This window comes from Saccharopolyspora sp. NPDC050642, assembly GCF_040654735.1.
Classification (GTDB): Bacteria; Actinomycetota; Actinomycetes; order Mycobacteriales; family Pseudonocardiaceae; genus Saccharopolyspora; species Saccharopolyspora elongata.
This window is the reverse complement of sequence record NZ_JBFAIN010000031.1, coordinates 61,583-75,244: the sequence shown is the minus strand read 5'-3', so window position 1 is coordinate 75,244 and position 13,662 is coordinate 61,583. Positions and strand designations below refer to the sequence as shown.

The 13,662-nt window shown below is 70.5% G+C and carries 13 protein-coding genes; 11 read left to right on the top strand and 2 right to left on the bottom strand.

What is annotated here, in order from left to right:
- Window positions 1–69 precede the first annotated feature (69 nt).
- Window positions 70–1,197, bottom strand: coding sequence for a citrate synthase 2 (locus tag AB0H93_RS33370; RefSeq protein ID WP_358578288.1), 1,128 nt, complete (start codon window positions 1,195–1,197; stop codon window positions 70–72).
- Window positions 1,198–1,476: 279 nt separating this feature from the next.
- On the opposite strand from AB0H93_RS33370, the gene AB0H93_RS33365 reads away from it, so the two are divergent.
- The 11 genes from AB0H93_RS33365 to AB0H93_RS33315 all read left to right on the top strand — a co-directional run bounded on the left by AB0H93_RS33365 (window position 1,477) and on the right by AB0H93_RS33315 (window position 12,233).
- Window positions 1,477–1,779, top strand: coding sequence for an urease subunit gamma (locus tag AB0H93_RS33365; RefSeq protein ID WP_132493675.1), 303 nt, complete (start codon window positions 1,477–1,479; stop codon window positions 1,777–1,779).
- Window positions 1,780–1,832: 53 nt separating this feature from the next.
- Complete coding sequence (locus AB0H93_RS33360; protein WP_358578286.1) at window positions 1,833–2,216, top strand: urease subunit beta; 384 nt, start codon at window positions 1,833–1,835, stop codon at window positions 2,214–2,216.
- Window positions 2,197–3,924, top strand: coding sequence for an urease subunit alpha (locus AB0H93_RS33355; protein WP_358578284.1), 1,728 nt, complete (start codon window positions 2,197–2,199; stop codon window positions 3,922–3,924). Before AB0H93_RS33360 ends, AB0H93_RS33355 begins: the two co-directional genes overlap by 20 nt.
- Before the next feature lie 133 nt (window positions 3,925–4,057).
- Window positions 4,058–4,750 (top strand): urease accessory UreF family protein, encoded by a 693-nt coding sequence (locus tag AB0H93_RS33350; RefSeq protein WP_358578282.1) that lies wholly within the window; start codon window positions 4,058–4,060, stop codon window positions 4,748–4,750.
- Window positions 4,740–5,456: an urease accessory protein UreG gene (gene ureG, locus AB0H93_RS33345; RefSeq protein WP_358578280.1), complete on the top strand. Its 717-nt coding sequence runs from the start codon at window positions 4,740–4,742 to the stop codon at window positions 5,454–5,456. The genes AB0H93_RS33350 and ureG overlap by 11 nt, the downstream gene beginning before the upstream one ends.
- A gap of 123 nt (window positions 5,457–5,579) precedes the next feature.
- Entirely contained in the window at window positions 5,580–6,347 is a 768-nt protein-coding gene (locus tag AB0H93_RS33340) for an urease accessory protein UreD (protein ID WP_358578277.1), read from the top strand.
- Window positions 6,344–7,234 (top strand): urea transporter, encoded by an 891-nt coding sequence (locus tag AB0H93_RS33335; protein ID WP_358578275.1) that lies wholly within the window; start codon window positions 6,344–6,346, stop codon window positions 7,232–7,234. The genes AB0H93_RS33340 and AB0H93_RS33335 overlap by 4 nt, the downstream gene beginning before the upstream one ends.
- Window positions 7,235–7,535: 301 nt before the next feature.
- Window positions 7,536–8,189, top strand: coding sequence for a pyridoxamine 5'-phosphate oxidase (gene pdxH, locus AB0H93_RS33330; protein ID WP_358578272.1), 654 nt, complete (start codon window positions 7,536–7,538; stop codon window positions 8,187–8,189).
- Window positions 8,190–8,438: 249 nt separating this feature from the next.
- On the top strand, window positions 8,439–9,737 hold the full coding sequence (locus AB0H93_RS33325; protein ID WP_358578270.1) for an MFS transporter: 1,299 nt from the start codon (window positions 8,439–8,441) through the stop codon (window positions 9,735–9,737).
- Between the two features lie 102 nt (window positions 9,738–9,839).
- The gene (locus AB0H93_RS33320) at window positions 9,840–11,243 is read left to right on the top strand and encodes an APC family permease (protein WP_358578267.1); all 1,404 of its coding nucleotides are present in this window, start codon (window positions 9,840–9,842) and stop codon (window positions 11,241–11,243) included.
- Between the two features lie 69 nt (window positions 11,244–11,312).
- Entirely contained in the window at window positions 11,313–12,233 is a 921-nt protein-coding gene (locus AB0H93_RS33315) for an aldose 1-epimerase family protein (protein ID WP_358578264.1), read from the top strand.
- A gap of 178 nt (window positions 12,234–12,411) precedes the next feature.
- Here AB0H93_RS33315 and AB0H93_RS33310 read toward each other — a convergent pair whose 3' ends face one another.
- Entirely contained in the window at window positions 12,412–13,557 is a 1,146-nt protein-coding gene (locus AB0H93_RS33310; protein ID WP_358578262.1) for an acyl-CoA dehydrogenase family protein, read from the bottom strand.
- Window positions 13,558–13,662: the final 105 nt, after the last annotated feature.

Sequence of the window (13,662 nt, the reverse complement as noted above, 5' to 3'; positions counted from 1 at the left end):
TCGCGGCTCGGGTGCCGTGAGTGCTTTGCGCCGTCATGGCGACGCAAAGCACTCACGGGCGGTTACCGGTCACACCGAGGCGATCAGCTGGTCGATCGAGCCCCAGCCCGCGACGTCCTGCGGGGAGCGCGGGTCCGGGCCGGTGTACTGCGCCGACGGGCGCACCAGGCGGCCGGTGCGCTTCTGCTCCAGGACGTGCGCCGACCAGCCCGCGAGCCGGGCGCAGGTGAACATCGCCGGCATCATCGCCGTCGGGACCTGCGCGAAGTCGAGCACCACCGCGGCCCAGAACTCCACATTGGTCTCGATGGGCCGGTCCGGCCGGCGCTCCCGCAGCACCGACAGGGCGGCCTGCTCCAGCTCGCGGGCCACCTCGAAGCGCGGCGCGCGCAGCTGGTCGCAGGTGTTGCGCAGCACCCGGGCGCGCGGGTCCTCGGCGCGGTAGACGCGGTGGCCGAAGCCCATCAGGCGGTCGCCGCGGTCCAGGATCGACGTCACCACCCGGCGCGCGTCGCCGGTGCGCTCGGCCTCCTCGATCATCGGCAGCACGCGGGCCGGGGCGCCGCCGTGCAGCGGCCCGGACATCGCGCCCACCGCACCGGACAGGCAGGCGCCGACGTCGGCGCCCGTGGAGGCGATCACGCGGGCGGTGAACGTCGAGGCGTTCAGCCCGTGCTCGGCCGCCGATACCCAGTACGCGTCGAGCGCCTGCACGTGCTTCGGGTCCGGTTCGCCGCGCCACCGGGTCAGGAACTGCTCGGTGGCGGTGGCCGCTTCCGCGATCCGGGCGTGCGGAACCGGCGGCTGATCTCCGCGCGCTGACTGCGCCACGAAGGACAGCCCGAGCGCGCTGGAGAGCGCCAGCTGCGCGCGGGCCTGCGCGTCGTCGATGTCCAGCAGCGGCGCGAAACCGGCGGCCGGCGAGGTCATCGCCAGCGCCGCCTGCACGTCCGCCCGCACGTCGCCGGTGCGGATCGGCAGCGGTGTGTCGTCCGCGGGCGGCAGGCCGTCGCCGAACCGGCCGTCGACCAGCAGGGCCCACACGTCGTCGAAGGAAACCGTGCCCACCAGGTCTTCGATGTCCACGCCGCGGTAGCGCAGCGCGCTGCCGTCGCGGTCGGGTTCGGCGATCTCGGTCTGGAAGGCGACCACGCCCTCCAGGCCCGGGCGGAATTCGGTCTGGTCCGCCTTGCTCATGGCTGCCTCGTCTCCTCGGTGGTCGGGACCGCGCGCGTGCGCGGGCCGGGGACGTGGCGGGGCGTCGGGAACACAGTGCACCCGTCCACATGGCGGAAGCAATCGGAATCGGTGGGGGAAATCTCCGAAATGAGCTAGATCACATGGCGATGTCGCCGGCGTAAAAATTTTAGTTAGCGGGACAAAAAGTTGAAAAAAAGGTTGTAATGTGTCAATTGTCTGAAGTAAAACCGCTGGACACAGCGGGCCGTGTCAGTTCCCGTATGTTAAAAGGGCTTCATGCATCTTGCTCCTCATGAGCGCGACAAGTTGCTCGTCTACGTTGCGGCCCGCCTTGCGCGCGAGCGGCTGGACCGCGGGTTGAAGCTGAACTACCCCGAAGCGGTGGCGCTGATCACCGACCACGTCGTGGAAGGCGCCAGGGACGGCAAGACCGTCTCCGACCTGATGAAGAGCGGTAAGGACGTGCTGCGCGCCGACCAGGTGCTCGACGGGGTGCCGGAGATGATCCACAACGTGCAGGTGGAGGCGACCTTCCCGGACGGGACGAAGCTGGTCACGGTGCACGACCCGATCACCTGACGCGCGAGCCAGGCCGACCACCGATCTCGAATCGACATTCGTGAGGAGTTGCCATGCGCCCTGGGGAGATCATCACCGGTGACGACCCGATCGAGCTGAACCCGGGCCGGGAACGCATCCGGATCACCGTCAACAACCGCGCCGACCGCGCCGTTCAGGTCGGCTCGCACTACCACTTCGCCGCAGTGAACCCGTGCCTGGAATTCGACCGGGCAGCGGCCTGGGGCTACCGCCTGGACGTGCCGTCGGGCACCGCCGTGCGCTTCGAGCCGAACAAGGACCGCGAGGTCAGCCTGGTGCCGGTCGGCGGCAGCCGGCTCGTGCGCGGCCTCCGGCTGGAGTACGCCGGCGAGCTCGACGCCCGCGACCACGAACCCACCCCGTTCAAGTACGGCGAGAAAGGCGAGGGACACCACGGTGAGCACATCGTCCATTGACCGGTCCCAGTACGTCGAGCTGTTCGGCCCGACGACCGGCGACCGGATCCGGTTGGCCGATACCGATCTGCTGATCGAGGTCACCGAGGACCGCAGCCAGGGGTCCACCGGGTCCGGCGATGAGGTGGTGTTCGGCGGCGGCAAGGTCATTCGCGAGTCGATGGGGCAGTCCGCCGCGATCCGCGCCGAGGGCACGCCGGACGTGGTGATCACCGGGGCCGTCATCCTCGACCACTGGGGCGTGATCAAGGCCGACGTGGGCATCCGCGACGGCCGCATCGTGGGCATCGGCAAGGCCGGCAACCCCAGCGCCAACAACGACGTGGACAACTCGCTGGTCATCGGGCCGTCCACGGAGATCATCGCCGGCAACGGCAAGATCCTCACCGCCGGCGGCATCGACTCCCACGTGCACTTCATCTGCCCGCAGGAGATCGACACCGCGCTGGCCTCCGGGCTCACCACCCTGATCGGCGGCGGGACCGGTCCCGGCGAGGGCAGCAAGGCCACCACGGTCACGCCCGGCGCCTGGAACCTCGGCCGGATCATGCAGGCCCTCGATTACATGCCGGTCAACGTGCTGCTGCTGGGCAAGGGCAGCACGATGCGCGGCGAGGCGCTGTGGGAGCAGCTGCGCGCCGGCGCGGGCGGCTTCAAGATCCACGAGGACTGGGGCGCCACGCCCGCGGTGCTGGACAGCGCGCTGCGGGTGGCCGAGGAATCCGGCGTCCAGGTCGCGCTGCACGCCGACACGCTCAACGAGGCCGGGTTCTACGAGTCGACCCTGGAAGCCATCAACGGCCGTTCGATCAGCGCATTCCACGTCGAAGGCGCCGGTGGCGGGCACGCGCCGGACATCATCCGGCTCGCCTCGCAGCCGCACGTGCTGCCCTCGTCGACCAACCCGACCCGGCCGCACACCGTCAACACCATCGACGAGCACCTCGACATGGTGATGGTCTGCCACCACCTGAACCCGGCGGTGCCCGAGGACGTGGCCTTCGCGGAGAGCCGCATCCGGGAGTCGACCATCGCGGCCGAGGACATCCTGCACGACCTCGGCGCGATCTCGATGATGAGCTCGGACGCGCAGGCGATGGGCCGCATCGGCGAGGTCATCATGCGCACCTGGCAGACCGCGCACGTGATGAAGCGCCGCCGCGGTTCGCTGCCCGGCGACGGGCGCGCGGACAACAACCGCGCGCAGCGCTACGTCGCGAAGTACACGATCAACCCGGCCATCGCGCACGGCATCGCCAAGCACGTCGGATCGATCGAGGTCGGCAAGATGGCCGACCTGGTGCTGTGGGACTCGAAGTTCTTCGGGGTCCGCCCGCACATCGTGCTCAAGGGTGGGTTCGCCGCGTGGGCGGCGATGGGCGACGCGAACGCGTCGATCCCCACGCCGCAGCCCTACATCGCGCGGCCGAGCTTCGGGGCGCAGCCGCGAGCGGCCGCGGCGAGCAGCGTGTTCTTCGTGGCACCGGTCGCGCTGGACGCTCAATTGCCGGAGCAGTTGCAGCTGAGCTCGCGGCTGGTCGCGGTCGACAGCACGCGGTCGGTGGGCAAGAAGGACATGCTGAACAACGACGCCACCCCGGACATCCGGGTCGACCCGGACCGCTTCGCGGTGGACATCGACGGCGAGCGCGTCGAGCCGAACCCGGTCGACGAGGTGCCGATGGCGCAGCGCTACTTCTTGTTCTGACAGGCAGGAAGCAGCGGAGCATCGAGCGGGAACGCGATTTCAATGGAAAGTGGACCTTCGATTTCCCTTGAAATTGCGGACCCCTGTCACTGGAACGGATGAGGTTCGTCTCGTCCGGTTTGGAGGGAGAGCGGTGCGAGCCGGTCTTGCGGTGCTGGCACTCGCGGACTCCCGGTTCCCCGGCGGGGGGCACGTGCACTCCGGCGGCGTCGAGGAGGCCGCCGCGCGGGGGCTGATCAAGGGAATCGGCGACCTGCGCGAATTCTTGTACGGGCGCTTGCACGGCGCGGGCGCCCTGCAAGCGGTGTTCGCCGCCGCCGCGGCGCACGCCGCGTCCCGCGGTGTCCGAAGTGGACACTGGCGGGAGCTGGACGTCGAACTCGACGCCCGCACCCCGTCCCCGGCGCAGCGGGAGGCCTCGCGCGCGCAGGGGCGGGGCATGATCCGCGCCGGCAAGGCCGCCTGGCCGTCGCCGGTGCTGACCGAACTGGTGGCCGCGACCCCGCGGCCACACCATCCGATCGTGCTCGGCGCGCTGGCGGCCATCGCCGGGGCCGGGCCCATGGAGGCCGCGCTGGCCGCCGGTTACCTGGCGGTCAGCGGACCGTCCTCCGCCGGCGTCCGGCTGCTCGGGCTGGACCCTTTCGCGGCCAACGCCGTGGTCACCGAACTGGCCGACGACCTCGACCGGATCGCCGCCGAGGCGGCCGCGGTGGCCGGGCTCGACCCGGCCGAGCTGCCCGCCCCCGGCGCCCCGGCGCTGGACCTGCTCGCCGAAGCGCACGATCGCCATCACCGGGAAGAGGTGCGTCTCTTTGCTTCCTGAACACGGACACGGCCACGGGCACGGTCACACGCATCCGGTCAACTTCGACCCGACCGCGACCGAACCGGACCCGTTCTCGGCCGAACCGCAGAACGGGCGCCCGTTCCGGCTCGGCATCGGCGGGCCGGTCGGCAGCGGCAAGACCGCGCTGACCGCGGCGCTCTGCCGCGCGCTGGGCCCGGAGCTCAACCTCGCGGTCGTGACCAACGACATCTACACCACCGAGGACGCGGACTTCCTGCGCAAGGCCGGGGTGCTGGACACCGACCGGATCGAGGCCGTGCAGACCGGCGCCTGCCCGCACACCGCCATCCGCGACGACATCACCGCCAACCTGGACGCGGTGGACCGGCTCTCCGAACGGCACCCCGGGCTGGAGCTGGTCATCGTGGAAAGCGGTGGCGACAACCTGACCGCGGTGTTCAGCCGCGGCCTGGCCGACCGGCAGATCTTCGTGGTGGACGTCGCCGGCGGCGACAAGGTGCCGCGCAAGGGCGGCCCCGGCGTCACCACCGCTGACCTGCTGGTGATCAACAAGATCGACCTGGCCGAGCTGGTCGGGGCCGACATGGAGGTCATGGTCTCGGACGCGCACCGGATGCGCGGTGAGCTCCCGGTGATCACCCAGTCGCTCACGCGCACCCCGAACGCGCCCGACGTCTCGGCCTGGGTTCGCGAGCAGGTGAAGGTCGGCGTCAGTGCCTGAGCGAGAGCTCACGCCGGTGGCGGGTGCGGCGATTTCGCGCGCACACGCGTGCCAGGTGCCGGTTTCGCGCGAAATCGCCACCTGGCTCTCGGCGACGAGTCCTGCGGTGGAAGGCGGTGCGGCGTGCGCGCCAGTGCGCTGCTGAGGGTGGAGCTCGGGTCCGGTGGGCGCAGCGTCGTGCGGGAGCTCCGCTCGGAAGCGCCGATGACGCTGTTGCCCCGGCGCACGGTGACGGCCAGCCCGGACGGCACCGCCGTGGTCCACCTGGTCAACTCGGCGGCCACGCCGGTCGGCGGTGACGAGGTCGACCTGCGGGTCCAGGTCGGGCCGGGCGCCAGGCTCCGGCTGCGCGGCACCGCCGCCACCATCGCGTTGCCGGGCCCGTACGGCGAGACGAGCCGGGCCACCGTGCACATCGAGGTCGGCGCGGGCGGCGTCGTCGACTACCTGCCGGAGGCGACGGTGATCAGCGCCCGCGCCGATCACCGGGCCGGGATGACCATCGAGCTGGGCGACGGCGCGCGGGCCAGGTGCCGGGAGACGCTGGTGCTCGGCCGGTACGGCGAAACGCCTGGCCGGATGACCACCACGACGCACGTGGTGCGGTCGGGGATTCCGCTGCTGCGGCAGCGGCTGGACATCGGCGCGGACCGGCTCGGGGCGAGCGCGGGCTACCTCGCCGGGGCGCGGGTGCTCGCGACCGAGACGGTCATGTGGGACGACGATCCCGCCGAGGCGATCAGCGGCGAGTGGTGGTCGCTGGTGCCGCTGGCCGCGGGAGGCGCACTGGCCACCGCGCTGGGGGAGAGCGCCGTGACCGCGGAGCGGCGGCTCGCCGAGGCGATGGGCCACCACCCGGATGCGAAGGATCTAGAGGTCCGCAGCTGGTGAATGCCACTTCGAAGGCAACGGAGCCCGAAGTGCGGCACGGCGCGCGGCACCTGCTGCGCGCCGTGCCCACGGGCATTTCGCAGGTGTACCTGCAGGACAGCGTGCCCGCCGGACTGCTGTTCGTGGTCGCGCTGCTGCTGGCCGGCCCGCAGCTCGCGCTGGCCGCGCTCGTCGGCAGCGCGGCGGGCGTGCTGACCGCGGCGGCGCTGCGGGTGCCGCACGAGCGAATAGGCCAGGGCCTGTTCGGCTTCAACGGAACGCTGGTGGTGCTGGGAGCGGTCGGCTCCTTCCAGCCGCTGAAACTGGCGTTGCTGGTCGGAACCGCGGGGGCGGTCGTCGCGACGGTGCTGATGCGCATCGCGGACACCTTCCTCACGGTCCCTGCCCGCACCGCCCCCTTCGTGCTCACCTACTGGCTGACCGTCTACTTCGGACACCGGATGGACTGGGCGCCCGCAGCCACGACGTCGCCGTCGCCGGTGCTCGGCCTGCACGGCGACTACCTCGGCCTGTTCACCGCCGAGTCGGAGGTGTTCCTGGTCAGCGGCTGGCTGCCGGGCGTGGTGATGCTGATCGGGTTGGCGCTGGTGCGGTTCCGGCTGGCCGTGGGCGCGTTCTGCGGCGCCGCCGTGTCGGTGCTCGCGGTCGAGCTGCTGCCGGTCACGCCGCCCGACGTCAGCGCCGGGGTGTACGGCTTCAACGCGGCCCTGGTCGTGGTCGGGCTGCTTAGCACCGGGCGCGGTTGGCGCTCGTGCGTCCTCGCGGTGCCCGCGGTGCTGTTGCTGCACGGCGCGATCGAGGCGGTGGGTCTGGTGCCGACCACGTTCCCGTTCGTCCTGGCGATGTGGACCGCGGATCTGCACCGGCGGCACCGCGGGTCGGATTGAGCCCGGTTCGTGCCGTTTTGGCCGCTAAAGGGCATTTCGCCGGAAGGTGTGAGATGGCTGGTTCTGGCGGGTGGTTTCACGATCTGCGGGCGTCCGAACGAGTGTGGGAACGATCACTGCATCGGTTGCGGAATCGATCGTGAAGCACCGCTGATTCGGCGTGCGTTCGGATCCCGTTTACCGTCGTACGCGTGGCTGGCGCCACCAAACGTGTCGCGCCGGCCGGTCCAACCCGTACCGTCCGGCGAACAGCCGGAGAAGTCGAGTCGTGCCGCTGCCGGGCGAGTCAGGGAGGAACAGGATGTCGGAGGCCAACGTCGCGCTGCCGTCCATGCGGGTGTCCTACGAGGCGGGGGCGTTGGACGAGTCCTCGCTCGCCACCACCTGGCACGAGCAGCTCCAGCTGTGGTTCGACGAGGCGGTGCAGGCCGACCTGGTCGAGCCGAACGCGATGGTCCTGGCCACGGCCGACGCCGAAGGCATCCCGTCCTCGCGCACCGTGCTGTGCAAGGGATTCGACGAGCGGGGCGTGGTGTTCTTCACCAACTTCACCTCGACCAAGAGCCACGACCTCAAGGCCACCCGGGTCGCCGCCGCCACCTTCCCGTGGCTGGGCCTGCAGCGCCAGGTCAACGTGCGCGGCACGGTGGAGAAGGTCGCGTCCGCGGAGACCGCCGCGTACTGGGGCGAGCGCCCGCGCGGCTCCCAGCTGGGCGCCTGGGCTTCGCCGCAGTCGCGGGTGGTGGCCAACCGCGCCGCGCTGGAGGCGTCGCTGAGCGGCATCGAGCGACGTTTCGCCGAAGCCGAAAAGGTGCCGGTGCCGCCGCACTGGGGCGGCTGGCGGATCCGCCCGGAGTCGGTGGAGTTCTGGCAGGGACGCCCGGACCGCCTGCACGACCGGCTGCGCTTCCGCCGCACCAACGACCTCTGGACCGTCGAGCGCCTCGCCCCCTGAGTCCGGCGTCACCCGAACAGCGCGCAATTTCGCGAGAAGACGACGTTCGCCCGGGTGGGCGTCGAATTCTCGCGAAATTGCGTTTTACCGCCCTTGAATTGGCGTTTTCGCAGGTGGGGAAGGTTGTTCGCGCGGCGGGTCGGCGGTGGGCGAATTTTGTCCGGTTCCTCCGTTGGGTGTTAGACATCGGTCACACGGGGCGAAAAATAGAATGCCGTTAGCCGGTCTAATCGCTACTGTTTTGCATCTGTGCGGCCCAGCAGCGGAACCTCGACCTCGTCCCGTCGATCCATCAGATCCCTGCTGAGCAAGGTCTTCCTCGACACCCGGCCGCTGAAGTACCCGGCGTACCGCCGGCTGTGGCTGTCGAACATCGTCACCGCCGTCGGCGCGCAGTTCTCCGCGGTCGCGGTGCCCAAGCAGCTCTACGACATCACCGGTTCCTCCGCCTACGTCGGCCTCGCCGGGATCTTCGGCCTGGTGCCGCTGCTGGTGTTCGGCCTGTGGGGCGGCGCGATCGCGGACACCGTCGACCGCCGCAAGCTGCTGCTGATCACCAACGGCGGCCTGGCCGCCAGCGCGGTGCTGCTGTGGGTGGTGGCCGCGGCGAACGTCCAGTCGGTGTGGCTCGTGCTGATCCTCTTCGCCGCGCAGCAGACGTTCTTCGCCGTGAACATGCCCACTCGCGGCGCCGCGATCGCCCGGCTGATCCCGGTGCACCTGCTGCCGTCGGCGCAGGCTCTCGGCGCCACGGTGTTCCAGCTCGGCTCGATCATCGGGCCGCTGCTGGCCGGCGTGTTGCTGCCGGTGCTGGGGCTTTCGGTGTTGTACCTGGTGGACGCGGTGGCGTTGTGCGCGGCGTTGTGGGCGGTGTTCCGGCTTCCGCCGCTGCCGCCGCAGGAAGGCGCCCCGAAGCGCGCCGGGCTGCGCGCCGTGCTGGATGGATTCCGCTACCTCGCGATGCATTCCGTGCTGCTGGCGTCGTTCCTGCTGGACATCATCGCGATGGTGTTCGGCATGCCGCGGGCGCTGTTCCCGGAGATGGCGGAGCGCACCTTCGGCGATCCGCCGGGCGGCGGTGCCGCGCTGGGCTGGCTGTTCGCGGCGATCCCGCTGGGCGCGTTCGCGTTCGGCGTGTTCTCCGGTTGGCTGCACCGGATCGCGCGGCACGGCGTCGGCGTCACCGTCGCGGTCGTGGCGTGGGGCATCTCGGTGATCGGGTTCGGCTGGTCGGATTCGCTGTGGCTGGCGGTGTTCTTCCTGGCCCTGGGTGGCGGCGCGGACCTGGTGAGCATGGTCTACCGGAGTTCGATCATGCAGACGGCGGCCACCGACGAGATGCGCGGCCGCATCCAGGGCGTGTTCACCGTCGTCGTCGCGGGCGGCCCGCGGCTGGCCGACACGCTGCACGGCCTGGCGGGCGCGGCGGTCGGGACTGCGACGGCGGTCACAGTCGGCGGCGTCCTGGTCGTCGTCGGCGCGGTCATCGCGGCGGCCCTGCTGCCCGCCTTCTGGCGCTACCGGGCACCCGTTTCCGAGCAGCAGTGATCGCGGACTGGGCAGGGTGCCACGCCTGAGCCGACCGCAGCAGTGCAGTTCGACCAGGGGTGGGCAGACAGCTGGACCAACCGCATTGCACACTTTTCAGCTATGGCCAACGAGACGACCGTGAACGACGACGCGCCCGGCGGTGCGCAGGAGCCTGGCCTCAAGAAGGTGATGGGCCCGAAACTGCTGCTCTTCTTCGTGGTCGGAGACATCCTCGGCACCACGATCTACTCGCTGACCGGCAAGGTCGCAGGCAAGGTCGGCGGGGCGCTGTGGGTTCCGTTCCTGGTCGCCTTCGTGGTCGCCTTCCTGACCGCGTTCAGCTATCTGGAACTCGTCGGGAAGTACCCGAAGGCGGGCGGGGCGCCGCTGTACGTGCACAAGGCGTTCGGGGTGCACTTCCTGACATTCATCATCGCGTTCGCGGTGATGTGCTCTGGCATCACTTCAGCCGCATCGGCCGCACAGGCGTTCAGCGGTGACTACCTGGAGGCGATCGTCGGCGACGGCGTCTCCTCGTGGGCCTGGCTCGTGGCGATCGGCTTCCTGCTCCTGCTGGCCGCGATCAACTTCCGCGGCGTTGGCGAGTCGGTGAAGATGAACGTGGTGCTGACCTGCGTCGAGCTCACCGGGTTGGCGATCGTGATCGTCTTCGGTCTCGTCGCGCTGATCTCGGGGACGCACAGCCCCGACGTCGATCCGGACCCGAGCCGGCTGCTGGAGTTCAACGCCGGCACCTCGCCGCTGCTGGCGATCACCTCGGCGACCGCGCTGGCGTTCTTCGCGATGGTGGGCTTCGAGGACTCGGTGAACATGGCCGAGGAGACCCGCGACCCGGCCAAGACCTTCCCGCGCGCGCTGCTGGTGGGCATGGTCATCACCGCTTCGATCTACCTGGTGATCGCGCTGATCACCTCGACGCTGGTGCCGACCGACACGCTGGCGGAGTCCGACGGGCCGCTGCTGCTGGTCGTGAAGGCCGCGGCGCCGTGGTTCCCGCCGCTGCTGTTCTCGCTGATCGCGCTGTTCGCGGTGACCAACACCGCGCTGATCAACATGCTGATGGCCAGCCGCCTGGTCTACGGCATGTCGCAGGAGCGCATCATCCCGAAGCAGCTGGGGCTCGTGCACCGCACGCGGCGCACGCCGTGGGTGGCGATCGTGTTCACCAGCATCATCGCGGTGGCGCTGGTGAGCTCGCTGAAGATCTCCGACCTGGGCAGCACCACCTCGCTGCTGCTGCTCGTGGTGTTCGCGGTGGTCAACGTGGCGGTGCTGGTCCTGCGCAAGGACAAGGTCGAGCACAAGCACTTCAAGGCGCCCACCTGGGTGCCGGTGCTGGGCGCGCTGACCTGCGCGTTCTTCGCCAGCCCGCTGTCCGGCCGGCCGGGCACGGAGTACATCATCGCCGGCGTCCTGCTGGGCATCGGCGTGATCTTCTGGGCGATCAACTTCCTCATCGGTGGTCGCAAGCAGAAGTTCGACGCCGCGAAGCTGGGCAAGTAAGTCGCACCTGGAGGGCCCTCCGAGCCGATTTCGTCGGCTCGGGGGGCTTTCTGCTTCTACAGTGGCGATGTGCACGAGCCTGTTCCCGCCACCGGGCGGCAGTTCGAGATCACTTCCGGCCCCGCGCGCGCCGTGGTCACCGAAGTCGGTGCGGCGCTTCGGGTTTTCGAGGTCGACGGTGTGCCGTACGCGGAGTCCTTCGACGCGGACCGGCTGCCGCCGGGCGGCGCGGGCGGGGTTCTGGTGCCGTGGCCGAACCGGGTCGCCGGGGGCCGCTGGCTGTTCGACGGGGAGCCGCAGCAGCTGGCGCTGACCGAGCCCGCGCGGCAGAACGCGATCCACGGCCTGTTGCGGCACACGGCGTGGACCCTCGTCGAGCACGCCGAGTCCACAGTGGTCTTGCACGCGATGGTGCCCGCGCAGCCGGGCTGGCCGGTGCCGCTGCTGACGTCCATCGGCTACGCCCTGGACGAAGGCGGCCTGACCGTCACGCACACCGTGGAGAACCTCGGGGCGCGGGCGGTCCCGTTCGGGGTCGGCGTGCACCCGTATCCGCGTGCGGGCAACGCCGCGACCGATGACTGCACGCTCCGGCTGGCGGCGGCGACGGTGCTGCCGGTGGACTCCGAGCGGCTGCTCCCGGTGCGGCCGCCGCGGGGCCTGCAGGGCGACGAGGTGGACTTCCGCACTGGGCGCCGGCTGGCCGGGGTGCTGCTGGACACCGCCTTCGGCGGCGCGACCCCGGCGCCGGGCGACGACCTCGTGCGCCACAGCCTCACCGACCCGGACGGGCGCGGCGTGCAGCTGTGGGCCGACCCGGTGTTCAAGTGGGTCCAGGTCTACACGGCGGACGACTTCCCGGGGCGGGGCAGGGCGATCGCGATCGAGCCGATGACCTGCCCGCCGGACGCCCTGAACTCCGGGGTGGACCTGCTGGTCCTGCAACCGGGCGAGAACTGGATCGGCCACTGGGGCCTCAAGCCCCTCTGACGCCAACCCCTTCCACTACGCGGAACCCCGGTTCCATGTCCGCAATTTCAATGGAAATCGGACCTTCGATTTCCATTGAAATTGCGGACCTCCGGTGTGTCGGGTGCGCGACACACCGGAGGTTGTGGATAGACGGTGTGGATAACTTCCGCAATTTCCATTGAAATTGCGGGCGAGATCAGGACTTGGCCAGGTGGCGGGCGATGAGCATGCGCTGGATCTGGTTGGTGCCCTCGAAGATCTGCAGGACCTTCGCCTCGCGCATGTAGCGCTCCGCCGGGAAGTCGCGGGTGTAGCCCGCGCCGCCGAGCACCTGGACGGCGTCGGTGGTCACCTTCATCGCCGCGTCCGTCGCGACGAGCTTCGCCACCGACGCCTGCTGCCCGAACGGCAGCCCGGCGTCCCGGCGCCGCGCGCCGTCGAGGTACGTCGCCCGGGCCGAGTGCACGGCCGCGGCCATGTCGGCGAGCAGGAACTCCAGGCCCTGGAACTCGATGATCGGCCGCCCGAACTGCTGCCGCTGCTTCGCGTAGTCCACCGCGAGGTCCAGCGCCGCCTGCGCCAGCCCGACCGCGCAGGCCGCGATGCCGAGGCGGCCGGAGTCCAGCGCCGACAGCGCGATCTTCAGCCCGTGGCCCTCGGCTCCGATGAGCCGCTCCGCGGGCACCCGCGCGTCCTCGAAGTACAGCGGCGTGGTCGGCGAGCCGGTGAGCCCCATCTTGTGCTCGGGCGGGCCGGCGGAAAGCCCCGCCGTGCCGCCGTCGACGAGCAGGCAGCTGATGCCGAGCGGCCCGTTGTCCGAGGTCCGGGCCATGAGCGTGTAGAAGTCCGCCACACCGCCGTGCGTGATCCAGGCCTTGGCCCCGTTGACGACGTACGAGTCGTCCTCCCGCGCGGCCCGCGTGCTCAGCGCCGCCGCGTCGGAGCCGGCGTGCGGCTCGGACAGCGCGTACGCGCCGAGCAGTTCGCCGCCGATCATCTCCGGCAGCCAGCGGGAGCGCTGCTCCGCGCTGCCGAAGTGGGCCAGCGGGTAGCAGCTCATGGTGTGCACCGACAGACCGACGCCGACGGTCATCCAGGCGCTGCTGAGCTCTTCGAGCACCTGCAGGTACACCTCGTACGGCTGGGCGCCGCCGCCGTGTTCCTCCGGGTAGGGCAGGCCGAGGAAACCGGCCTGGCCGAGCAGCCGGAAGGCGTCGCGCGGGAACTTCTCCGCGGCCTCGTCGCCCGCCGCGCGCGGGGCGAGCTCATCGCGGGCGATCTCGCGTGTCAGCGCGAGCAGGTCGGTGGCTTCTGCGGTGGGAAGCAGGCGTGGGACGGCCATGGCGGATTGCGCTCCTGATACCAGTGTGACAGCTGCCGGTAGTACTGATGGCGGTACTGTAGGACGTTCTGCAGTACTGTGAAAGTCTCGCCGGCCGGAACCCGC